A 22,800-nucleotide genomic window follows, 5' to 3' on the forward strand; every position below is an offset into this window, starting at 1 on the left:
GCGTCCGCCGTGTGGATGCCGTCCGTGCCGCCCCCGTGATACAAACAGCGTGAAATGAGCGTGTTCGGCCGTGGTGTGCGGTTGCGGACACAGATCGTGTTGCTGCAGGTCGTGCTGGTGGCGCTGACGCTGGGTATCGCGTTCGGCGTGTTCGCGTATGTCGGTGAGCAGCGGTTGTCCGGAGAGTACGGGCAGCGGGCGCTGGCGATCGCCCGCACCGTCGCCGCCGAGCCCGCGGTGCGCGCCGAGGTGCAGCGTTATTCGGCGGCCGCCACGCCGATCGGGCCCGGCCTCGAACCCGAGCTTGCCACGGGCGACCTGTTCCGGATCGCCGAGGACACCCGGGTGCGCACCGGCGCGCTGTACGTGGTGATCACCGACGATGCCGGAATTCGGTTGGCGCATCCGGACATCGACCGGCTGGGGGAGCGGGTGAGCACCGATCCGTCGGCCGCGCTGGCCGGTGCCGAGGTGGTCATCCAGGAGCGCGGCACGCTCGGCGAATCCGTGCGCGCCAAGGTGCCGGTGCAGCGGCCGGACGGGACCGCGGTCGTCGGCGAGGTGAGCGTCGGCATCTCCACCGCGGCCGTGCGCGCGCAGCTGCTGAGCGACCTGCGGCGCGCGGGGCTGTTCGTCGTCGCCGCGCTGCTGGCGGGCGTGCTCGGTTCGCTGCTGCTGGCGCGCCGCTGGCACGGGCTCACCCTCGGCCTGGAACCCGCCGAGCTGGCGGAGCTGGTGCGCGAGCAGGCCGCCGTGCTGCACGGCATCGGCGAGGGCGTGGTCGCCGTCGACATCGGCTGGCGCACCACCGTCGTCAACGACGAGGCGCGGCGGCTGCTCGGCATCGACGGCGCGAGCGGGCGCGAGGTCGACGAGATCGGGCTGACGCCACGGGTTCTGGAGGTGTTCCGGGCCGCCGACGGCCGCCCGGTCCCGGCGGCGGTCGGCGATCGCCTGGTGGTGGTCACCGCGCGCACGGTCAGCCGCGACGGGCGGGCGCTGGGCGCGGTGCTGAGCGTGCGCGACCGCACCGACGTCGAATCGCTGACCCGCCAGCTCGACGCCGTGCGCTCGATGAGCACCGTATTGCGCGCGCAGCGGCACGAATTCGCGAATCGGCTGCACCTGCTGAGCGGGCTGCTGCACACCGGCCGCCCCGGGGAGGCGGCGCAGTACATCGACGAACTGCTCGGCTCCGGCCCGCTCGGTGCGGCGCTGCCCGGCATGGACGCCATTCGCGACCCGTATCTGCAGGCGTTTCTGGCCGCGAAGGCCGCGCACGCCCGCGAGAGCGGCGTCGAGCTGCGCCTCGGCCCCAACACCTGGGTGGACGCGAATCTCGCTGCGCCCGTGGACGTCACGACGGTGCTGGGGAATCTGCTCGACAACGGCATCGAGGCGGCGCGCGCGGGCGCGCCACCCAAGCGCGTGGAAGTGGAACTGGTGCAAGAGGATTCGACGCTGCACATCACCGTCGCCGACAGCGGTGACGGGGTCGCGGCGGAACTGGTGGATTCGGTGTTCGCCGAAGGCGTGTCGACCCGCCCGGACAACGGCGTGCCGGGCGGGCGCGGGGTCGGCCTCGCACTGACCCGGCAGGTGGCGCGGGCGCTGGGCGGCGATGCGGTGCTGGCGCACCCGGGTGACGGCGAGTCCGTGCTGCGGGGAGCCGAATTCATCGCCCGGCTGCCCGGGGTGCTGGTGGAGGGAGAAACGGTATGGACGCACCCGATCTGAGCGTGCTGGTGGTCGACGATGATTTCCGGGTGGCCAATCTGCACGCCGGAATCGTCTCGGCGCTACCGGGTTTCGCGGTCGGCGCCACGGTGAACACGCTGGCCGCGGCGCGCACCGCGATCACCGGCTCCGCCTTCGACCTGGCGCTGGTGGATGTGTACCTGCCCGACGGCTCCGGCATCGACCTGGTACGGGAGATCTCGTTCGACGCCATGATGCTCACCGCCGCGACCGAGGCCGACACCGTGCGCTCGGCGCTGTCCGCGGGCGCGCTCGGCTACCTGGTGAAACCCTTCGATCACGCCGCCCTGGCGGCCCGGCTCGCCGGATACGCCCGCTACCGCCGCATCCTGTCCGTCCCGGTGGTGACGGCCCGCGATGTGGACACCGCCGTCGAGGCGCTGCGCCCGGTCGGGCCCGCCACCGTCTCCGCGGCCACCGCGTCTCCGACGAAAGACCTTGTCCTGCAAGCGGTCCGGGACTCGCCGAGCTCGCTGTCGGCCGCCGAGGTCTCCGCCGTCACCGGCGTCTCCCGCGCCACCGCCCAGCGCTACCTGGCCAATCTCGTCGCCGCCGGGTCGCTGCGCATGCAGCTGCGCTACGGGAGTACCGGGCGGCCGGAGCAGGAGTATTCGGCCGCGCGGTCGGAAGGCAGGCAGCGGTGACGGCTCAGGGGGCGACCGCGACGCCCAGCGTCATGGCGGCCATGAATTTGGGGCCGCCCGCTTCGTAGAACCGGTCGGCCTCGCGGATCTCGAATCCGGCGCGCTCGATCAGGCCGCGGATATCGCGGTCGAGGTGGCAGCCGCCGAAGAGGGTCCGCTGGACCGGGGTGAGCCGATGCTGCCAGCCCTGCACGCCCGGGTCGGGGGCGAGGCCGTGCTCGACGAAGTGAAAGGTGCCGCCGGGCACCAGCACTCGGCGCACCTCGCGCAGGGCGGTGTCGACATCGGGAATCGTGCACAGCGTCCACGTCGACAGCGCACTCTCGAAACTATTGTCCGCAAACGGCAGCGACCGCCCGTCCAACCCCGCCCGCAACACCGGAACCGTCGCCCGCGCCAGCCGCCCGGCAGCCAACTCCCACCCCGCATCGGCCGGTTCCACCGCACTCACCGACGCCACCCCCGCCGGATAGAACGGCACATTCAGCCCCGACCCGAACCCAACCTCCACCACCCGCCCCCGCAACCCCGCACACACCCGCTCCCGCAACCCATCATGCGCCCGCCTCCCACAAACGAAGTCGATGAACCGCGGCAACACCCGCTCGCCATAAAACCCCATGCCCTCACTGTGCCACCCACCCGCCCAGCTCGCAGTGCGTCCATCTCCCGCCCACCCACCCCGTGGGCTCCCTCCTGCTCCCGGCATGCTTTTGGCCGGGATCTCCCAGCACCCCCGCGACCACACCATGCAATGCTGGCCGAATGCGGTTCGACGTATGGGCACCGAAGGCCGAGCGTGTCCGAATCGAGGTGGACGACGCGATCCACCCGATGGAGCCAGGCGCGGATGGCTGGTGGCGGGCGGATATCGCCGCGGCACCGGGGGCCCGGTACGGGTATCTGCTGGGCGACGATCCGCTGGTGCTGCCCGATCCCCGGTCGGCGCGGCAGCCGGAGGGGGTGCACGGGCGGTCGGCGGTGCACGTGCTCGACCCGGGCGGCTGGACCGATGCGGGGTGGAGGGGGCGGCAACTGGCCGGGTCGGTGTTCTACGAGCTGCACATCGGGACGTTCACCCCGGAGGGCACCCTCGACGCCGCGATCGGCAAGCTGGACCACCTGGTCGACCTCGGCGTCACCACGGTGGAGCTGATGCCGGTCAACGCCTTCAACGGCATTCGGAACTGGGGCTACGACGGCGTGCTCTGGTACGCCGTGCACGAGCCCTACGGCGGGCCGGACGGCCTGCAACGTTTCGTGAACGCCTGCCACGCAAAGGGATTGGCGGTAGCGCTCGATGTCGTCTACAACCATCTCGGCCCGTCCGGAAACTACCTGCCCCGCTTCGGCCCGTACCTGACCGACGACCGCAACACCTGGGGACGCGGCCTCAATCTCGACGGCCCGGGCTCGGATGTGGTGCGCCGCTTCATTATCGACAATGCGCTGCGCTGGTTCCGCGACTTCCACATCGACGCCCTGCGCCTGGACGCCGTGCACGCCTTCTCCGATCACCGCGCGGTGCACCTGCTCGAGGAGCTCGCCGCCGAAACCGAGGCCCTCTCGGCACATCTGGGCCGCCCCCTCACCCTCGTCGCCGAGAGCGACCTCAACGACCCGCGCCTGATCACCCCGCGCGCGGCGGGCGGCTACGGCCTGCACGGCCAGTGGACCGACGACGTCCATCACGCCGTGCACACCGCGGTCTCCGGCGAACGCCACGGCTACTACGCCGATTTCGCCGCGCCGGGCTGCCTGCCGGACACCCTGCGCCACGGATTCTTCCATGCCGGAACATATTCCAGCTTCCGCGGCCGAATCCACGGCCGTCCCTTGGACATTCGCACCACCCCGGCGAGCTCCCTGCTGGCCTACACCTGCAATCACGACCAGATCGGCAACCGCGCCCGCGGCGACCGCCCGAGCAGCTACCTCACCCCGGGCCAGCTCGCGGTGCGGGCGGCCCTGGTCCTCCTGTCGCCCTACACGCCGATGCTGTTCATGGGCGAGGAATGGGGCGCCCGAACCCCGTTCCAGTTCTTCACCTCCCACCCCGAACCCGACCTGGCCGCCGCCGTCGCCACCGGCCGCATCGCCGAATTCGCCGACCACGGCTGGCCCACCACCGACATTCCCGACCCCCAGGACCCGGCCACCTTCGAACGCTCGAAACTCGACTGGTCCGAACCCGCCGACCCCGACCGCACCCGAATCCTGGACTGCTACCGCGCCCTGCTCACCCTGCGCCGCACCCACCCCGCACTCACCGACCCCCGCCTGGACCACCTCACCATCGACCACGACGACCAATCCGACTGGATAACCCTGCACCGCACCGACATCCACATCCTGTGCAACCTGTCCCCCACCCCCACCACCATCCCCACCACCGGCACCCCCCTCCTGACCTGGGCCCCCATCACCCAAACCCCCACCCACACAACCCTTCCGGCCCATTCCTTCGCCGTCCTCCGATCCTGAAACCCCTTGCCGACCATTGCCCCGGAAGCCCCAGCATGCGGGTATGACTTCCGAATTGGTTCGGCACTATTCCACCGCCGCAGAGAGGGCACCCGACGGCGGCACCGGGGTGCACGCCGAGCGGCTCGCCGCCGACAGGCACCCCGGTGCACGTCGTCGACCTGGCCCCCGGCCACATCGAGGCGACCCACTGGCACACCGCCGACGAACTGCGCACCGAGCTCGAGACGGCCGGATTCGAACGGGACCCACATGTCACAACACCAGCACCCACCTGCTGGCGTTCGCGCATATCTAGCCTATGGTTTGCGGCCGATGCCTCCCACTATGCAGTGCCGGACCGCGGACAGGGGGGTCAGGCGGGGGCCGTCGGGCCACCAGTCGTCGCAGAGCACCAGGCCCGGGTCGACCATGTCGAGAGTGCCGAACATGGACTGGATTTCGGTGCGGGTGCGGAAGCGGCCGCTGCCCATCGGGCTGTGGACGAACTTGTCCTCCATCTTGCGTGCCAGGTCGCTGTACTCCTCGGTTTCCGGGTCGAAGAAGTGCGCGATCACCACGTACGAACCGGACGGTAACGTGTCGATGTAGGTCTGCATCAGGGCGGGGGCGTCGTCGCCGAGGTAGTGGTGCAGGGTGCCGTTCTGGAACAGGGCGATGGGGCGGGTGAAGTCCAGTTCGTCTCGCACCACGGGGTTCGACATGACCTCGAAGGGGCGGAAGATGTCGGCCTCCACCACGCTGGTGTCGGGGTTGTCCTCCAGCAGTGCCCGCGCGTGCGCGAGGACCATCGGATCCTTGTCGACGTAGATCACCCGGGCCTGCCGCTTGATGCGCTGCACCACCTGATGGGTGTTCTCGGCCGTCGGTAGCCCGGAACCCAGGTCCAGATACTGGTCGATCCCGGCCTGCGTGGCCAGGAAGCGGCACGCCCGGATCAGGAAATCCCGGTTGGCCCAGGCCAAGTCGTTCACCTGGGGGGCCACCGTCCGGACCTGCGCCAGCACCTCGCGGTCGACCTCGAAATTGTCCGTGCCGTTCAGCGCCGCGTCGTAGACGCGGGCGATGCTGGCGCGACTGGTATCCACTCCCGCCGGAACAACACTCGGATAAACGGACTGCGACATGGATGTCTCCTTCTGTCGGTCTCCGATGCTCGGGTCGCGACGCGCCCGAAGCGGTTACAGCTGCTCGGCGGCGGAGGTCAGCAGAGCGCGCGACTTCGCGGGCGGTTCGGCCTGCACGGCAATCCGATCCATGACCGACCGGTAGAACTCGATATCGGGCCGACCGTCCAGGTAGACCGCGCTGTTGAGCTGCTCCAGATAGACGATGTCGGTCAGTTCTCGTTCGGCGAAGCGCAGCATAGTGAACGAGCTACCCGTCGCCGCGTGGCCGCCGGCGCTGTAGGGCAGCACCTGGATCGTCACGTTCGAGTGCTTCGACATATCCACCAGGTGCATGAGCTGCTCGCGCAGGACGGTCGTGCCGCCGATGGGCCGGTACAGCACGGCCTCGTCGAGCACCGCCCACAGCGTCGGACCGTGCCGCACGTTCAGGATCTCCTGGCGTTTCCGGCGCAGCTCGACACGCCGGGCCGCCTCGAAGTTGTCGTGGCCGAGCGCCACGACCGCGCGGGCGTAGTCCTCGGTCTGCAGCAGGCCCGGAACCAGGTGCGCCTCGAAGGTTCGGATGGATTGCGCGACGCCCTCGAGACCGAGATAGGTCTCGAACCACGACGGCAGCAGGTCACGATAGCGGTGCCACCAGCCGGGCTGATTGGCCTTGTCTACCAGATCCAGGAACGCCGTGCGCTGCTCCGGGTCGGTGACGCCGTAGAGGGTGAGCAGGTCGTCGATGTCGCGTTCCTTGAACCCGGTGCGCCCGAGCTCGAGTCGGCTGATCTTGGCATGCGAGCCGCGGATGTGGTCGCCCGCCGCTTCACGGGTGATGCCACATTCTTCGCGTAGGGCGCGCAGCCGACCACCGATCGCGATTCGTAGCGCCGTCCGCCCGAGTTCCGCGACATGCGAATCGGCAACGCCGATCCGCGCCTGCTCTCCGATCATGAGGGCCCACTCCGATGCTCGATGCCAACCGCTGTGAGCTACAGCGGCACCCGCCACCGCTGAGACTCACACCACATCGAAGCTAATGGTATCGCTCGATGAGCCAGATCATTGCACTCCCCGCGAAAGTGGCGAACCAGTCGGTTGTACCGGACATGTCGGACATGGTTTCGGAGGGGTGAAACGCCTGGTCGCCTCGTTATCTGGCGAGGATTGTGGTGAGTGTGTCGTGAAGTGTTCGGGTGGGGTCCTCGGGTGTGCCGGGGGTGCGCCAGGCGATGATGCCGTCGGGGCGGACGAGGGTGGCGCCGGTGGTGGTGAGGCCGTAGCGGGTGAGGAATTCGGTGCGGGCGGGTGGGGTGTCGATGGTGTGGGTGGTGAGGGGGAGGCCCAGGCGGGCGGTGGCGGTGGCGGCCGCGGTGGCCCACGGGTGGTTGTCGGGGCCGGTGAGCAGGACGAAGTCGCGGCCGAAAAGGTCGATGGTGGACAGTTTTTCGTCGTTGTGGTGCAGCCAGATGTGGGGTGCGCGGAATCCGGGGCGGCCGGTGGGGTGGTAGGGGTCCTCGCTGTCGGCGGGGTCGGTGTCGTCGATACGGACGGCGGTGGAGCGGTAGCGGAAGCCGAGGGTGAGCTCGAGCGCGCGGTGCCGGTCGGAGGTCTGGCCGCTGTCGGCGGTGGTGTCGGGGCCGCGGGCGGCGAGTAGTCGTAGGACTTCGGCGACGACGCGGTCGGCGATCGGGCGGCGTTCGGTGTCGTAGGTGTCGAGCAGGGCGGGTCCGGCGGTGGTGTCGAGGACGGCGGCGAGTTTCCAGGCCAGGTCGTAGGCGTCGCCGATGGCGGTGTTGCCGCCGAAACCGCCGCTGGGTGGGGTGACCTTCGCGGCGTCACCGGCCAGCAGCACCCGCCCGACCCGGAACCGGTCGGCGACCGCGGCGGCCATCTCCCACGGCCGCACGGCCCGGATTCGTGGGTGCAGGCCGGGGGAGTCGGTGATCGAGCGGATCAGGTCGCGGCAGCGGTCGGTGGTGAACGCCGCCGGCGATTCGGTGGCCGGGTCGTAGTCCACGGTCAGCAGGTGCCGGTCGCGGGTGTGGTCGACGGTGACGAACACGCCCGCGGTGTGGGCGGTGTGTAGTACGTGCAGCGTCGGCTGCGTCGGGTCGACCAGATCGGCGAGGTCGGCGTCGAAGATGATGCTGATGTTGTGGCCCAGACTCCCCGGCCCGTGCCGGTCCACCCCCAGCGCCTCACGCACACCGCTGCGGTTGCCGTCGGCGGCGACCAGATAATCGGCGCGTACCCGCCTGACTCGCCCGTCGTGGTCGCGGAGGACGGCGGTGACGCCGTCGTCGTCCTGGTCGACCGAGACCAGTTCGGTGTCGAAACGCAGTGTGGCGCCGAGTGTCTCGGCGTGACGGCGCAGCAGCGGCTCCAGCTCGTGCTGCCCGGCGGTACCCAGCCCGGCCGGGGACAACACACCACGATCACCGGTATCGGGATCGGAGACCTCCTCCCGAAACGCCGGGCCCCGCAGACTCCCCGCGACCCGGACCCGGAACTTCGCCGCGTCCGGCCCCACCGTCGGCACCTCACCCGCGACCCCACCGAACCCCAGCAACTCCATCGTCCGCTGATTCTGACCCACCGCCCGCGGAAACACCGACGTCCCCGAATGCCGCTCCACCAGCAACACCCCTACCCCCCGCCGCGCCAGAAACACCGCACTGGCCAAACCCGCCAACCCAGCGCCCACGATCAACACCGGCACACGTTCGGTCTCCACTGCCACCCCCGTCGACAAGCCACCCGTTTTCCGGCAGCCTAGTTGCGGAAATATGTGCCTGCCAAGGGAATTAGTTACCGACCGTGGGGCTCGTGCGTCGATCGGTGGCGATGGTGTGGGCGAACGACCTTACCGTGCAGGCTGTTTCGGTAGTCAGGCCCAGTCCGCTCAGATCGGCTTCGGCGAGCACCTCCGGAGCCGGGAACAGATGGCTCAGGCCGAAATGGTGCAGCCCGGGGATCGGCGTGCCCGCGCGGGCGACGATGCGGCCGATGACGGCCCGCGCGTGCGAGGTGTGTCGGGCGATGAGCGCGCAGACCGCGGTTTCGTAGTCGTCCCAGGCGCCGGGCGTTCGAAGGTCTTGTCCGGGTTGCGGATCGAAGATGCGCCCGGCTCGCCGGACCTGATGGATGAGCCCCCGCAGATCGGGCAGATGGGCCCGTAGCAGCAGGCGACCATCGCCGCCGGGCGAGATCTCCAGCACCCCGGGATGGTTGTCGACGGCGATGGTGCGGCGATACGTAGCGCCGGAGACGGACTCGACGCCCGGGATCGCCCGCTCCGCCACCTGCTCGAGCATGGCCGAATAGTCCGGCGGCGGCGCATCTCCCAATCGCAACACCACGCCGCCGTCCGCGACCAGACGGTCCCCGGACCGTCGCCGCGCCCGCAATGCGGTCGGTGTGGCGCGGAAGATCTCCCGGAACGCCCGATTGAGTTGCCGCACACTGCCGTATCCGGAGGCGAAGGCCACGTCCAGGATCGTCATATCGGTGTCGTCGAGCAGCCTGCGCGCGAAATGGGCGCGGCAGGAGCGGGCCAGCTGATCGGGGGTGATGCCGAGGGTGTCCGCGAACAGCCTGCGCAGGTGCCGGGAGGAAATCCCCAGCCGCGCGGCGAGTTCGGACTCGCCGCGAGCGTCGAGCGCGCCGTCGACGACGAGTCGGACCGCGCGGCAGACGAGTTCGGACCCGGGCGGGCCGACCGGTTCCTCGCGATAGGGACGGCACCGCAGGCAGGCTCGGTAGCCCTTCGCCTCGGCCGCCGCCGCCGTGGTGAACATGCGGATGTTCTCCGGCTTGGGACGTCCCGCGCATCCGGGCCGACAGTAGATGCCCGTCGTCACGACCGCTTGGAAACCGCTCATATCTTCATGATCGTCGCGACCCCGCCGGAGCATCGGACGGATCCGGACAAACCCGCGGCCGGTCCGAATACGACCAGACCCGGCGTATCCGCGATCGGCACAGTCGACCGCATGTCCGCACCCATCATCCTGGAATCCCCACCCGCACCGCGCACCACCGCGGCATTCTGGACCACCGCGGCCGCCCTGCTGACCCTGATCGCCGGTACCGAGATCCCCACACCGCTGTACGTGCTCTACCGCGCCCGCTTCGGCCTGTCGAACGCCATGCTGGCAACGGTTTTCGCGATCTACGCCCTGGCCCTGATCCCCACCCTCCTGATCGGCGGCCGCCTCGCCGACCGCTTCGGCCGCCGCCGCCTGATCATCGGCGGCCTGCTCGCCGCCGCCGCGGGATCACTCCTCCTGTCCGCGGCGGACTCGACCACCTGGCTGTTGGCAGGCCGCGCGATCCAGGGCGTGGCGGTAGGCGCCGCCACGGGCGCCGCAACCGCCGCCCTGGTAGAACTCGACGGCCCCCACCGCCGAGCGGCCGCGGTCGCAACATCGGCCGTCGCAGGCGGCGGAGCAGCAGGCCCCCTCCTATCCGGCCTACTCGCCCAATACGCCCCCGCCCCCCGCACCCTCTCCTACCTGATCGAAACCGCCCTCCTACTAACCCTCGCCGCCACCCTCCCCGCCACCGGCACATGGCCATCCCCACCCGCTTCCGCCAGCTCCCGCCCCTCGGCTCGTCCGCCCTTCGGTATCCCGGCCAATATTCGAATCCCCTTTGCCCGCATCGGAATTACGGTTGGTACGGCATGGTCGGTCGGTGCGCTCTACACCTCGGTGGTTCCCTCCTATGCCGTCGGGCTGCTGCATACGCGCAATCTCGCCGTGCTCGGCGCGGTGGCGTTTGTGATGCTTGCGACGGCGGCCGCGAGTCAGCTTGTGCTGCGGTCGGTGCCGAGTCGGAGTGCGCAGTCGGTGGGGCTCGGGCTGCTTACCGTCGGGCTGGTCGCGCTTGTCGTCGCCTTTCCGACCGGGTCGGCGCTGTGGCTGGTTGGCAGTGCGGTTCTCGACGGGCTCGGGTTGGGGCTGGCCTTTCTGGGGGCGCAGGCGGAGCTCAATCGGATTGCCCCGCCGCGGCATCGGGCCGAACTGGCGGCCGCCTTCAATGTCTGCCTGTACTGCGGCGTCGCGTTTCCGGTTGTCGGGGTCGGGCTGCTGGCCGACGGCACCTCGCTGTTCGCCGCGGTCACGGCCTTCGCGGCCGGGATCGGCGCGCTCGCCACGCTGACCGCGGTGTGGACCAGGACCGCAACGATCCCATAACTCGGCGTATCCGCCCAGAACGCCGCTCGTACGGTGGTTATGTGAGCAATGCCGCTTCTTCCGGCCTCGCCGACCTGCCCGCGGGGGTGGGTGGGCACGCCGCCGCCGGATTCGAGCCCCTCGTCCGCACTTTCGCGAACCTGATCGGCGATCGCCCGGGCGCGGGCGGCGCGCTGACGGTGCACCGGCACGGGGAGGCGCTGGTCGATATCTGGACCGGGCAGGCATCGCCCGCCGAGCCCTGGACCCGCGACACCGGCGCCATCGCGTTCTCCGCGACCAAGGGCGTCACCGCCACCGTCCTGCACCGGCTGGCCGATCGCGGCCTGCTCGACTACGACGCGCCCGTCGCCGAGTACTGGCCCGAGTTCGGGGCCGCCGGAAAGCAGCGGATCACCGTGCGGCAGTTGCTGACCCATCGCGCGGGCCTGTCCGCGCTGCCCACGATCGCGGGCGGGCTCGCCGAGGTGCTCGACCACGAACTCATGGAGCGGCGGCTGGCCGCCGCGACACCCGATCGGCTGCTGGGGATTCCGACCTACCACGCGCTGACCTTCGGCTGGCTGGCGGCGGGACTGGCGCGCGCGATCACCGGCCGCGGCATGGCCGACCTGTTCCGCACCGAGGTCGCCGATCCGCTCGGCATCGACGGCCTGCACCTGGGCCGTCCGCCCGCCGGGTCCGCGACCACCGTTGCGGCACTGGCGGGTTCGCGGCTGGCGGTGGCCGGAACCGCCCTCGGCGCGCTGATTCTGGGCCGCGCCCAAGGCATTCCGGGCCCCGCCGGGGCGGCCAGCCGCGCCCTGTTCCTGCCCGGACTGGAGGGACTGCTGGAGGGGGAGCGGCCGCCGATCCTGGACACCGAACTGCCCGCGGGCAACGGCGTGTGCACCGCGCCCGGACTCGCCACCCTCTACGGCGCGCTCGCCTGCGGCGGCACGATCGAGGGCCGCCGCTACCTGTCGGCCGAGACCATCGCCGCGCTGCGCCGGGTCGAGTGCTACCGGCTCGACCACGCCCTGTTCTACGTGCCGATGATGTGGCACCTGGGCTACCACTCGCTGCCGCAGGTCGGCGCGCGCACCGGATTCGGGCACATCGGCCTCGGCGGGTCGTTCGGCTGGGCCGAACCGCGCCTGGGCCTGTCCGTCGGATTCGTGCACAACCGGCTCACGCTCAACCGATTCGCCTGGGATCAGCTGGCGTCCACCTGGGTACTGCCGCTGGTCCTGCGCGGCGTCCGCGCCGCAGCCCGCCGTCCGGCGGCGCTTCCCGAATCCGCCGCTGCCTGACGGTCCGGACCGGCTGCGCGCAAACCGTCCGGACGGATACTCTGAACAGGACGGATCCGGGATCCGTAGCGGGATTACCTCCCCGGTACATCCGCACGACGACCAGTACCAGGAGGGGACCGGACAGCCCGGCGCGCCACCTCGGCACGCCGGGCTGTCTAGCGTCCGGCTCAGGTCAGATAGCGGTACGCGGGCGAGTCCGGGTCCAGGCGCTCGCACTGGATCGGGGCCTCGCCCATGCGTTTCAGCAGGGGCGACAGGCCGTCCGGCTCGCCGAGCTGGATGCCGACCAGGGCCGCGCCCGTCTCGCGATTGTTGCGCTTGACGTACTCGAACAGCGTGATGTCGTCGTCGGGCCCCAGCACCTCGTCCAGGAAGCGGCGCAGCGCGCCCGGCTCCTGCGGGAAGTCCACCAGGAAATAGTGTTTCAGGCCCTGATGCACCAGGGAACGCTCGATGACCTCGCCGTAGCGGGACACGTCGTTGTTGCCGCCGGACACCAGGCATACCACCGTCGACCCCGCCGGCACCCGGATGCTCGCCAGCGCCGCCACCGCGAGCGCACCGGCGGGCTCGGCGATGATGCCCTCGTTCTGGTACAGCGCCAGCATGGCCGTGCAGATCGCGCCCTCGTCGACCATCAGCATGCGGAAAGCGCCCGCGCCCCCGGCGGATTCGGTCGCGGTGAGCAGCGGCAGCGAGGCGTGCGAGACCACCCGGCCGCCGAACCTCGTGGCCGCGGCGTAGGGCAGGTCGCCGACGCGGCGCACGGCGGCGCCGTCGACGAACGGATCGATCTCCGGCAGCGTCACCGGGCCACCGGCCACCAGGGCCGCCGTCATCGACGCCGCCCCCGCCGGTTCCACGCCGAGAATGCCGGTGGCGGGGGAGCGTTCGCGCAGATAGGTGCCGATCCCGGCGAGGCAGCCGCCGCCGCCGACCGGCACGATCACCAGATCCGGTGCGTGGCCGAGCTGTTCGAGGATCTCGGCGGCGATGGTGCCCTGCCCGGCCGCGGTGCGCGGGTCGTCGAAGGGCGGCACCATGGTCGCGCCGGTGCGGGTGACGTCGTCGGCGGCCGCGGCGGCCGCGGCATCGTAGGTGTCGCCGACGGCCAGGAGCTGCACGAATTCCCCGCCGTGCACGCGGATCCGGTCACGCTTCTGCTTCGGGGTGGTGGTCGGGACGTAGATGCGGCCGGTGATGCCCATCGCCCGGCACGCGTACGCCACGCCCTGGGCGTGATTGCCCGCGCTGGCGGTCACCACGCCCGCGGCGCGCTCGGCCTCGGTCAGCTGGACGATGAGGTTGTACGCGCCGCGCAACTTGTAGGACCGCACCGCGGTGAGATCCTCGCGCTTGACGTACACGTTCGCACCCGACAGCGCCGACAACCGCTCCACTCGCTGCAGCGGGGTCGGCTCGATAATGCCCGAAATTCGCTTGGCGGCAGCCTCGATCTCGTCCGCACTCAACTCCGGCAGCGGACCTGACACCTGCTCTGCGACATCCAGCGGTCGGGACATCCGCCCATGCTATCCGGGCGCACGAGCGAGCCCCCCGCGTCCCTATGTTCCCGGCCCGCACGTCCCCATGTTCCCGGCATGCTTTGGCCGGGACCTACCTAGGCGACAACACGAACACCGGAATCTCCCGATCCGTCCGCTTCTGGTAGTTCGCGTAATCCGGCCACGCCGCCACCGCCCGGTCCCACCACTGCGCCTTCTCCGCACCCGTCACCTCGCGCGCGGTGTAGTCCTTCACCACCGCGCCGTCGCGCAGTTCGACGTGCGGGTCGGCCTTGATGTTGTGGTACCAGACCGGATGCTGGGGCGCGCCGCCCTTGGAGGCCACCACGGCGTACTCGCCGTCGTGCTCCACCCGCATGAGCGGGGTCTTGCGGAGCTTGCCGCTGCGCGCGCCGCGGGTGGTGAGCAGGATGATCGGCTTGCCCTCGTGGGTGCCGCCCTCGGCGCCGTCGGATGCCTCGTACGTATCGACCTGTGCGCGTACCCAGTCCGCGGGGCTGGGCTCGTACTCTCCGGAAAGTGGCATGCATCCGAGAATAGCCAGCGACCAGCGGGTCTTCCCGGAAGGAAAATGTTCGTTGGACCGAACTTGACGATGCGAGTACCCTGACAACATGGCAGTGGTCGACCCCACCTCGCGTCCCGCGATCGTCCCCCGGGCGACGATCGATATCGCGGGCACGCCGTGGCCGGTCTACAAGCTCGAGGCGCTCGCCCTCGCGCTGCCGATCCTGCTCATCCTCGTCCTGGTCACCGGCTCGCTACAGATCGCCGTCCTGGCCGCCACCACCGTCGGCGCGCTGCGCTGGGTCGTGGGCGCCGTGCGCGTCCGGCTCGCCGAACGCACCGCGCCGTAATCCCCGCCCTCCCTATCCTGGTCCCATGACCGACCGGGTTCGGGCGCCGTCGTTTCGGGAAAACCGAATCGCCACAGCGCGAATCGACCAGCTGACCCGGATTCTGGACCTCCAGGCCGAGCTACCGGGGATTCGGCGGATGCGGGACTGGGCCCGCGCGGCGCTCGCGGTGCGCCCCGGCGAACGCGCCCTCGACATCGGCTCCGGCACGGGCACAGAGGTTCTCGCCTGCGCCGAACGCACCGGACCGGCGGGCGCGGCCGTCGGCGTCGACCCGAATCCGGCGCTGCTGCGGCTGGCCCGCCGCCGGACCGGTCCCGGCCCGGCGTACTTCGTGACCGGATCGGTCGACGAATTGCCCTTCCCCACGGCCTGTTTCGACGCGGTGCGCTGCGAACGCGTCTTCCAGTTCCTGGACGACCCGCGGGCCGCGGCCGCGGAGATCGCGCGGGTGCTGCGGCCCGGCGGCCGGGCCGTGCTGATCGACAGCGACTGGTTCACCACGATCGTCCACCCCGGCGAGCCCGCCGCCGTGCGCGCGCTGGTGGCGTGGCTGCGGGCGGAGGTGCCCAACCCCGCCTCGGGCCGGCGGCTGCGCGGCCTGCTGACCGGCGCGGGACTGGTGGCCGACGACCTGGGCTCGGAGGCGGTGGTGTGGGCCCCGCAGCCGGACGGGCCGATGTATCCGGGGCAGACGCGGACCGCCGTCGAGGCGGGCGTGCTCACCGCCGCGCAGGGGGAGCGGCTGCTCGCCGACCTGGCCGCGGGCGCGGCAATCGGTGACCATCTCGTCTCGGTCACCATGTTCGCGGCGCTGGCGCACCGGCCGTAAGCCCTTGGGCCGCATACGCTGGCAGGCGTGAGGGACACGGACAGGGGCGGGCGGCCGGCGGTGATGACCGACGTCGCCAAGTTGGCGGGGGTATCGCATCAGACCGTGTCGCGGGTGCTCAACGACAGTCCGCAGGTGCGGCCGGAGACCCGCGAGCGGGTGCTGCGCGCGGTCGCCGAGCTGGGCTATAGGCCCAACGCGATGGCGCGCGGACTGGTCAGCCGCCGCTCCCGGCGGTTCGGTGTGGTCACCTTCGACACCATCCTCTACGGTCCCGCGTGCATGCTGCTCGGCATCGAAAGGGCCGCGCGCGCAGCGGGTTACGGCGTCGGCATCGTCGCGCTGGAGCGGGTCGACCGCAACGGCGTGCTGGCGGCGGTCGACACCCTCGCCGATCAGGGCGTGGACGGGGTCATCGTGATCGCGCCGCAGCAGGCCGCCGCGGCCGCGCTGCGCAGCCTGCCGGTGCGGCCGATCGTCGTCGCGGTCGAGGCCGGTCAGGGCGTGGGCCTGCCCTCGGCGGCGGTCGATCAGATCGAGGGCACCGGCCTGGTGGTGCGGCATCTGCTGGAGCTGGGGCATCCGACGGTGTGGCACGTGGCGGGCCCGGACGGCTGGGGCGAGGCCCGCGATCGCCTCGAGGGCTGGCGGCGCGCGCTCACCGCGGCCGGTGCGCCGATACCGCCGCCGATGCGCGGCGACTGGAGCGCGCGCTCCGGGTACGAGGCCGGTCTGGTGCTGGCCGACCGCCCGGAGGTGACGGCGGTATTCGCGGCCAACGACCAGATGGCGCTGGGGGTGCTGCGCGCGTTCGCCGAGCGCGGCGTGCGGGTGCCGCGCGACGTCTCGGTCGCGGGCTTCGACGACATCCCCGAGGCGGCCTACCTGACCCCGGCGCTGACCACCGTGCGACAGGATTTCGACGAGGTCGGCCGCCGCAGCATCGCCCTGCTGCTGCGATTGCTGGACGCCGACGGCGAGGTTGCCGAACCGGCGCTCGTGGTGCCGACGCTGGTGGTGCGGGAAAGCTCTGCGGCCCCCGGCCGATAAGTCCGGCGCGACCGCGTGTGTCGGCCTGGGTAAATAGCATTCGGCTACTAGATTAATGATCATGTCGCCCGGGCTGTGGAAGGTATGCCTGGTGGTAGCTGCCGCCGGGGCGCTGTGCCGTGCGCCCGCGGCGCACGCCGAGGTGCAGCGGATGCCGCCGCATGAGAAGACCTTCGCCTCGGCGTTCGGCACCTTCACCGTCGGCACCACCAACGAGACGGTCGACCGGATCCCGCCGCTGAACCTGGTGGCGACGACGCGGGAGGCCCTGGTCGGCTTCGTGTCCTACGGGCGGGTCAACGGCGGGGCCGGGGGCGCGCTGAAGACCGGCTATCACGTCGGCTGCGCGGTGGCGATCCAGAACGGCAGCCTGGCCTTCAACCCGCAGCCCTCGCTCGGTTTCGGTGGGTCGCCGACCATGCCGAACGGCTCGCTGCTGCTCAGCCCCACCGTGGCGGTGAACGTCGCGCCCGGTGAGGTGAAGGAGGTCGCGGTCTCGGAGAAGGCGCTGATCCCGGATCAGGTGGTGCAGACGGTGATTCGCGATTTCCACATCGTGGTCAACGGCTGCACCGGCCCGGTGACCATCCGGCAGTTCACCTACCTGTTCGCCAAATCTCCCCAGGTCGACGACAGCGGCGCGGTATTCGGCGACCCGACCTGGCTGTGACGGCAGACCCGACGGGAGCGTTCATGAGCGCGGGCGTGCGCCCACCGCGCTGACCGGCACCCTACCGTCTCGACCAGCGAGAATCGGTCAGGCTCAGCCATATTCCTCAGCGAGAACCACGCAGCCCAGCCATCCTTGATCCCGGCGTGCTTTTGGCCGGGATCTACCGTGAGATCCCGGCCAAAAGCGCGCCGGGATATGAGAGCGGGCGCGCCGGGATCTGGGAGCGGGCACGCCGGGATCTGGGAGCGGGCGCGAGTGCCTAGCTCGCCAAACACCCTGGACCGAGGAGCGCCTTCAGGTCGCCCATCAGCGCGGAGGACGGCGATACTCGCAGATTGTCGGCGACCTTCAGCAGCGTCGTGCGTTCGCGGGAACCGACGTGGCGGATGTGGACGTCGGCGGTGCCGGGGTGGCTGACCAGCACCCGCTTGAGTTTGCCGATCTTGTCGGGGGTGCACAGGCGGGTCGGGATCGTCACGGCCAGCGGCTTTTCCACGCCGATGGCGGACAGGTCCGGCACCACCAGGTCGTTGGCGATCAGGGAGATGCGGCCGTCGTCGCGCGCCGAGACCCGCGCCTTCACCAGCACCACCGCGTCCTCGGTGACCTCCATGCCGTACACCGAGTACGCCTGCGGGAAGAACAGCACCTCGATCCCACCGGTGAGGTCCTCCAATTGCGCCGACGCCCACGGCATGCCGTTCTTGTTGATGCGCCGGGTCACCGAGGCGAGAATGCCGCCGACGGTCACCTGCGCGCCGTCCTTGATCTCGCCCTCGAGGATGTTCGGGATCGGGGTGTCGGACTGGGCGGCGAGCACGTGCTCGACGCCGTTGAGCGGATGCCCGGACACGTACAGGCCCAGCATCTCTCGCTCCAGCGCGAGCTGATGCTTGCTCTCCCACTCCTCGTCGGGCACCTTCACGTCGAACACCGAGGCCACCGAGTCGTCGCCGTCGTCGAGCCCGCCGAACAGGTCGAACTGGCCGATGGCCTCCGCCTTCTTGGTCGACATCACCGCGTCGATGGCGTCGGAGTGCACCAGCATCAGGCCCTTGCGCGGATGCCCGAGCGAGTCGAAAGCGCCCGCCTTGATGAGGGATTCGGTGACCTTCTTGGTGCAGGCGATGGCGTCGATCTTGTTCAGGTAGTCGGAGAAGTCGGTGAACTTCGATTTCTCCTTGCGCGCCTGGATGATCGAGGCCACCACGTTCGCGCCGACATTGCGCACCGCGCCCATGCCGAAGCGAATGTCGTTGCCCACGGACGCGAATTCCAGCTCGGACTCGTTGACGTCCGGCGGCAGCACCTGAATGCCCAGGCGGCGGCAGTCGGCCAGGTAGACCGCGGCCTTGTCCTTGTCGTCGCCGACGGAGGTGAGCAGGCCCGCCATGTACTCGGCCGGGTAGTTGGCCTTGAGGTAGGCGGTCCAGAACGACACCAGGCCGTACCCGGCGGCATGCGATTTGTTGAACGCGTACCCGGCGAACGGCAGAATCGTGTCCCACAGCGCCTTGATGGCGGGCTTGCTGAAACCGTTGTCCAGCATGCCCTTCTCGAAGCCCTCGAATTCGGCCTCCAGGACCTCGGCCTTCTTCTTACCCATGGCGCGGCGCAGAATGTCTGCTCGACCGAGCGAATACCCGGCCACCTTCTGCGCGATCTGCATGATCTGCTCCTGATACACGATCAGGCCGAACGTGTCGCGCAGAATGTCTTTCAGGGGCTCCTCGAGCTCCGGATGGATCGGCTTGACCTCTTGCCGCCCGTTCTTGCGGTCGGCGTAGTCGTTGTGCGCGTTCATGCCCATCGGGCCGGGGCGATACAGCGCGAGCACCGCGACGATGTCCTCGAAGCCGGTGGGCTGCATGCGCCGCAGCAGGTCGCGCATGGCGCCGCCGTCGAGCTGGAACACGCCGAGAGTGTCACCGCGCGACAGCAATTCGTAGGTCGGCGGGTCGGCCAGCGGCAGGTTGTCCATGTCGAGGTCGATGCCGCGGTTGGCCTTGATATTGGCCAGCGCGTCACCGATGACGGTGAGGTTGCGCAGGCCCAGGAAGTCCATCTTCAACAGGCCGATGGCCTCGCAGGACGGGTAGTCCCAGCCGGTGATGATCGCGCCGTCCTGGGCCCGCTTCCACAGCGGGATCGCGTCCATCAGCGGCTCGGAGGACATGATCACCGCGCAGGCGTGCACGCCCGCGTTGCGGATCAGGCCCTCGAGGCCGCGGGCGGTCTCGTAGATCTTGGCGACGTCCGGGTTGGTGTTGATCAGCTCCCGGACCTCGGCCGCCTCCTTGTACCGCTCGTGCTCGGGATCCATGATTCCCGACAGCGGAATGTCCTTGGCCATGATCGGCGGCGGCAGCGCCTTGGAGATCTGGTCGGCGATGGCGAAGCCCGGCTGGCCGAACTGCACGCGGGCCGAATCCTTCAGTGCCGCTTTGGTTTTAATGGTGCCGAAGGTGATGACCTGGGCGACCCGGTCGCTGCCCCACTTGTCGGTGGCGTAGCGCACCATCTCACCGCGGCGGCGATCGTCGAAGTCGATATCGATATCGGGCATCGACACGCGCTCGGGGTTGAGGAACCGCTCGAACAGCAGACCGTGCGGGATCGGGTCGATATTGGTGATGCCCATGGCGTAGGCGACCAGCGACCCGGCCGCCGAGCCACGGCCCGGGCCGACATTGATGCCGACCGAGCGGGCGTGCGAGATCAGGTCGCCGACCACGAGGAAGTAGGCGGGGAAGCCCATTTCGATGATGACGCTGAGCTCGTACTCGGCGCGGGAGACGTACTCGCTCGGCACCCCGCCCGGGAAGCGCCGCTCCAGCCCCTGCATGACCTCCCTGCGCAGCCAGCTGGACTGGGTCTCGCCCTCGGGGACCGGGAAGATCGGCATCCGGTCGCGGTGGTTCCAGACCTCGTCGTAGGACTGCACCCGCTCGCCGATGAGCACCGTATTGTCGCACGCCCCAGGCACTTCCGCGTCCCAGATGGCGCGCATCTCGGCGGCCGACTTCAGGTAGTAGCCGGAGCCGTCGAACTTGAACCGGGTCGGGTCGGAGAGTGTCTTGCCGGTCTGAATGCACAGCAGCGCCTCGTGATTGGCGGCGTCGGACTCGTGCACGTAGTGGCAGTCGTTGGTGGCCAGCGGCGGGATGCCGAGCTTGCGGCCGACCTCGAGCAGGCCCTCGCGGACCCGGCGCTCGATGGACAGGCCGTGGTCCATGATCTCCAGGAAGAAGTTGTCCTTGCCGAAGATCTCCTGCCACTTGGCGGCGGCCTCCAGCGCCTCGCGGTCGTGGCCCAGGCGCAGCCGGGTCTGCACCTCGCCCGACGGGCAGCCGGTGGTGGCGATGATGCCCTCGGCGTGCTCGGCGATGATCTCCGCGTCCATGCGCGACCACTTGCCGAGCTGGCCCTCGATGGAGGCGAGCGAGGACAGCGTGAACAGATTCTTCAGGCCGGTCGCGTTCTCGGCGACCATCGTCATGTGGGTGTAGGCGCCGGAGCCGGAGACGTCGTCGCCCTTCTGGCTGGGCTCGCCCCACTGGATGCGCTTGGTGTTGAACCGGGACTCGGGCGCGATGTACGCCTCGATGCCGATGATCGGCTTGATGCCCTGCTTCTTCGCGGAGTTGTAGAACTCCGACGCGCCGAACATATTGCCGTGGTCGGTCATGCCGACCGCGCTCATGCCCAGCCGCTCGGCCTCCTTGAACAGCGGCGTGATCTTCGCCGCGCCGTCGAGCATCGAGTACTCGGTGTGGTTGTGGAGGTGAACGAAGCCCGATGATCCCGACGCGACTGACACGCCAACGGATTCTAGAGGCACCCACCGACGAGTTCCGCGCGCCTCGCCGAGGCGGTCGCGACCCGGCCGCATGGTATACGCCACCACCACCGATAACCCGGCGGCACAGCCGATTTCCACCCGCGTGTCGTGTCGCGTGTCACGCCCGCGGTGCCGCGTGCCGTCCGCGCTGCGCACCCGCCGCGGCGACGTCAGCCGTCATCCCGCAGGACGTACGCGCACCCGCCGCGGCGACGGCGGCCGTCATCCCCGAGGGGTACGCGCACCCGCTGCGGTGACGTCAGCCGTCGTCCCGGAAGGGGGTACACGCACCCGCCGCGGCGACGGCCGCCGTCACCCCGCAGGGGGTACACGCACCCGCCGCGGTGGTGATGAGGGGAACCACCGCGGCGGGGCGTTCCGGGTCAGAGCAGCCAGGGGTTGGCGCTGCAGACCAGGTCGGGGTGGGCGGCGGGGTCGAGGGCGTGCAGGGCGATCGAGACGGCGCGCGGGGAGTAGAGCATCGAGTTGTGGTCGGAGGTGTCGCTCGCGCAGCCGTCCTGCAACCACACATTGTCGACGGTCGCGCCGGGGCCCGCGGTGAGGAAGGTGCGCGCGGCCGGGGTGGAGACCTCGTCGAGCCGGTCGGCGACGATCGTGTAGTCCACGCCCGGCTCGGTGTCGCCGCCGTCGTTCAGTGCCGTCAGCACGGGGGAGCCGATCAGCTGCTCGATTCCGGCGTGCCCGATCAGGTCCTCGGTCGGCCGGGTCAGGTTCAGCCCCAGTCGCGCCTGCAGGATGCCGAGCAGATTGCCCAGGCTCGACAGCGTGGTGCCGTGATTGGTGGCGCCGAAGGTGATCAGGTGCTTCACCTTGTCGCCGCTCGGATCGGCGGGATTCGCCCCGCCCTCGAACTTCAGATACTGCCGGGCCACCACGCCGCCCTGCGAGTGGCCGATCATGTCGACCTGCGGGGCGCCGGTGGCCGCCAGCACCCGATCGACGAAGACCGCCAACTGCTTCGCGGAGTCCTCGATGGTGCCGGTCGCGCCGATGGTCGGCTGGACCAGCCCGGCTCCCGGCACGTCGGCGCGGCCGTAATTGAAGGTGAACACGCAGTATCCGGCCTTGGCCAGCTGCGGCGACATGTAGGAGTAGGCCCCGAACGCGCTGGCCCAGGTGCCGTGCACGAGCACGACCGGGCGCGGATGCGCGGCGTCGGGGCGACAGGCCCAGTCGTTCGAACCCTGCGGTGCCACATCCGGATTCACCAGCCCGTAGGCGAAGGCGGCGGCCTCGTCGGTGAACACCGGCCCGTAACCGACGGTATCGGAGCTGTGCGATCCCGGGTCCGCCGCGGCGGTTCCGGTGGCCGGACCGAGGACCGCGAGGGCGAGGGTGGTGATGATCGCCGCGGGCGCCGGGAGGCGGCGAATAATTCGTCTCATGATTCGTGCCTTTTGATACTGCGTGTACGGAAAATGGTCTGAAATTAGACTGGTCGGCCGTCCAGTTGTCGAAAAGCTAGCAGCAAATTCTGGGTTATGTATGTGTGACCGTACTCAC

18 protein-coding genes are annotated in these 22,800 nt (G+C 70.0%); 9 read left to right on the top strand and 9 right to left on the bottom strand.

Features of this window, described 5'->3' with window-relative positions; translation table 11 throughout:
- Positions 1 to 54 precede the first annotated feature (54 nt).
- Together HPY32_RS08585 and HPY32_RS08590 are read left to right on the top strand one after the other, a co-directional pair.
- Positions 55 to 1,737: an ATP-binding protein gene (locus HPY32_RS08585; protein WP_216675894.1), complete on the top strand. Its 1,683-nt coding sequence runs from the start codon at positions 55 to 57 to the stop codon at positions 1,735 to 1,737.
- Positions 1,719 to 2,402, top strand: a complete 684-nt coding sequence (locus tag HPY32_RS08590) for a response regulator (RefSeq protein ID WP_067591604.1) — start codon at positions 1,719 to 1,721, stop codon at positions 2,400 to 2,402. The genes HPY32_RS08585 and HPY32_RS08590 overlap by 19 nt, the downstream gene beginning before the upstream one ends.
- Positions 2,403 to 2,406: 4 nt before the next feature.
- On the opposite strand, the gene HPY32_RS08595 is transcribed toward HPY32_RS08590, so the two are convergent.
- Positions 2,407 to 3,024 carry a class I SAM-dependent methyltransferase gene (locus HPY32_RS08595; RefSeq protein ID WP_171982756.1) on the bottom strand — a complete coding sequence of 206 codons (618 nt, stop codon included), beginning with the start codon at positions 3,022 to 3,024 and terminating at the stop codon, positions 2,407 to 2,409.
- A gap of 143 nt (positions 3,025 to 3,167) precedes the next feature.
- Here HPY32_RS08595 and treZ point away from each other — a divergent pair, with 143 nt between their 5' ends.
- Positions 3,168 to 4,886, top strand: coding sequence for a malto-oligosyltrehalose trehalohydrolase (treZ, locus tag HPY32_RS08600; protein ID WP_171982757.1), 1,719 nt, complete (start codon positions 3,168 to 3,170; stop codon positions 4,884 to 4,886).
- Positions 4,887 to 5,185: 299 nt separating this feature from the next.
- On the opposite strand, the gene HPY32_RS08605 is transcribed toward treZ, so the two are convergent.
- The 4 genes from HPY32_RS08605 to HPY32_RS08620 all read right to left on the bottom strand — a co-directional run bounded on the left by HPY32_RS08605 (position 5,186) and on the right by HPY32_RS08620 (position 9,918).
- On the bottom strand, positions 5,186 to 6,013 hold the full coding sequence (locus tag HPY32_RS08605) for an SAM-dependent methyltransferase (RefSeq protein WP_067591598.1): 828 nt from the start codon (positions 6,011 to 6,013) through the stop codon (positions 5,186 to 5,188).
- A 54-nt stretch (positions 6,014 to 6,067) separates the two neighbouring features.
- On the bottom strand, positions 6,068 to 6,955 hold the full coding sequence (locus HPY32_RS08610) for a Sco1979 family transcriptional regulator (RefSeq protein WP_067591595.1): 888 nt from the start codon (positions 6,953 to 6,955) through the stop codon (positions 6,068 to 6,070).
- 199 nt (positions 6,956 to 7,154) lie between these two features.
- Complete coding sequence (gene rdmE / locus HPY32_RS08615) at positions 7,155 to 8,738, bottom strand: aklavinone 12-hydroxylase RdmE (protein ID WP_067591592.1); 1,584 nt, start codon at positions 8,736 to 8,738, stop codon at positions 7,155 to 7,157.
- A 70-nt stretch (positions 8,739 to 8,808) separates the two neighbouring features.
- A complete protein-coding gene (locus tag HPY32_RS08620; protein ID WP_269456536.1) occupies positions 8,809 to 9,918 on the bottom strand; it encodes a bifunctional transcriptional activator/DNA repair enzyme AdaA in 1,110 nt (369 codons plus the stop codon).
- A 78-nt stretch (positions 9,919 to 9,996) separates the two neighbouring features.
- Here HPY32_RS08620 and HPY32_RS08625 point away from each other — a divergent pair, with 78 nt between their 5' ends.
- Positions 9,997 to 11,202, top strand: coding sequence for an MFS transporter (locus HPY32_RS08625; protein WP_171982758.1), 1,206 nt, complete (start codon positions 9,997 to 9,999; stop codon positions 11,200 to 11,202).
- A 41-nt stretch (positions 11,203 to 11,243) separates the two neighbouring features.
- Positions 11,244 to 12,494 (top strand): serine hydrolase domain-containing protein, encoded by a 1,251-nt coding sequence (locus tag HPY32_RS08630; RefSeq protein WP_171982759.1) that lies wholly within the window; start codon positions 11,244 to 11,246, stop codon positions 12,492 to 12,494.
- Between the two features lie 170 nt (positions 12,495 to 12,664).
- On the opposite strand, the gene ilvA is transcribed toward HPY32_RS08630, so the two are convergent.
- Entirely contained in the window at positions 12,665 to 14,020 is a 1,356-nt protein-coding gene (ilvA, locus tag HPY32_RS08635; protein WP_067591580.1) for a threonine ammonia-lyase IlvA, read from the bottom strand.
- Between the two features lie 94 nt (positions 14,021 to 14,114).
- Entirely contained in the window at positions 14,115 to 14,549 is a 435-nt protein-coding gene (locus HPY32_RS08640) for a nitroreductase family deazaflavin-dependent oxidoreductase (protein ID WP_067591577.1), read from the bottom strand.
- A gap of 88 nt (positions 14,550 to 14,637) precedes the next feature.
- Between HPY32_RS08640 and HPY32_RS08645 the strand changes: the two genes are divergently transcribed.
- From HPY32_RS08645 to HPY32_RS08660, 4 genes are all read left to right on the top strand, one after another.
- Positions 14,638 to 14,880 (top strand): hypothetical protein, encoded by a 243-nt coding sequence (locus tag HPY32_RS08645; RefSeq protein ID WP_067591574.1) that lies wholly within the window; start codon positions 14,638 to 14,640, stop codon positions 14,878 to 14,880.
- 25 nt (positions 14,881 to 14,905) lie between these two features.
- On the top strand, positions 14,906 to 15,712 hold the full coding sequence (locus HPY32_RS08650) for a methyltransferase domain-containing protein (protein WP_067591571.1): 807 nt from the start codon (positions 14,906 to 14,908) through the stop codon (positions 15,710 to 15,712).
- 27 nt (positions 15,713 to 15,739) lie between these two features.
- A complete protein-coding gene (locus tag HPY32_RS08655) occupies positions 15,740 to 16,762 on the top strand; it encodes a LacI family DNA-binding transcriptional regulator (protein ID WP_231951770.1) in 1,023 nt (340 codons plus the stop codon).
- Positions 16,763 to 16,823: 61 nt separating this feature from the next.
- Positions 16,824 to 17,432: an MspA family porin gene (locus HPY32_RS08660; RefSeq protein ID WP_067596085.1), complete on the top strand. Its 609-nt coding sequence runs from the start codon at positions 16,824 to 16,826 to the stop codon at positions 17,430 to 17,432.
- 262 nt (positions 17,433 to 17,694) lie between these two features.
- Here the strand turns inward: HPY32_RS08660 and dnaE are convergent, their stop codons facing one another.
- Both dnaE and HPY32_RS08670 read right to left on the bottom strand, forming a co-directional pair.
- Positions 17,695 to 21,255 (bottom strand): DNA polymerase III subunit alpha, encoded by a 3,561-nt coding sequence (gene dnaE, locus HPY32_RS08665; RefSeq protein WP_156674596.1) that lies wholly within the window; start codon positions 21,253 to 21,255, stop codon positions 17,695 to 17,697.
- A 404-nt stretch (positions 21,256 to 21,659) separates the two neighbouring features.
- Positions 21,660 to 22,682 (bottom strand): esterase/lipase family protein, encoded by a 1,023-nt coding sequence (locus HPY32_RS08670; protein WP_082871601.1) that lies wholly within the window; start codon positions 22,680 to 22,682, stop codon positions 21,660 to 21,662.
- Positions 22,683 to 22,800 lie beyond the last annotated feature (118 nt).

Origin of the sequence: Nocardia terpenica, assembly GCF_013186535.1 — a bacterium.
In the GTDB taxonomy this organism is placed as follows: domain Bacteria; phylum Actinomycetota; class Actinomycetes; order Mycobacteriales; family Mycobacteriaceae; genus Nocardia; species Nocardia terpenica.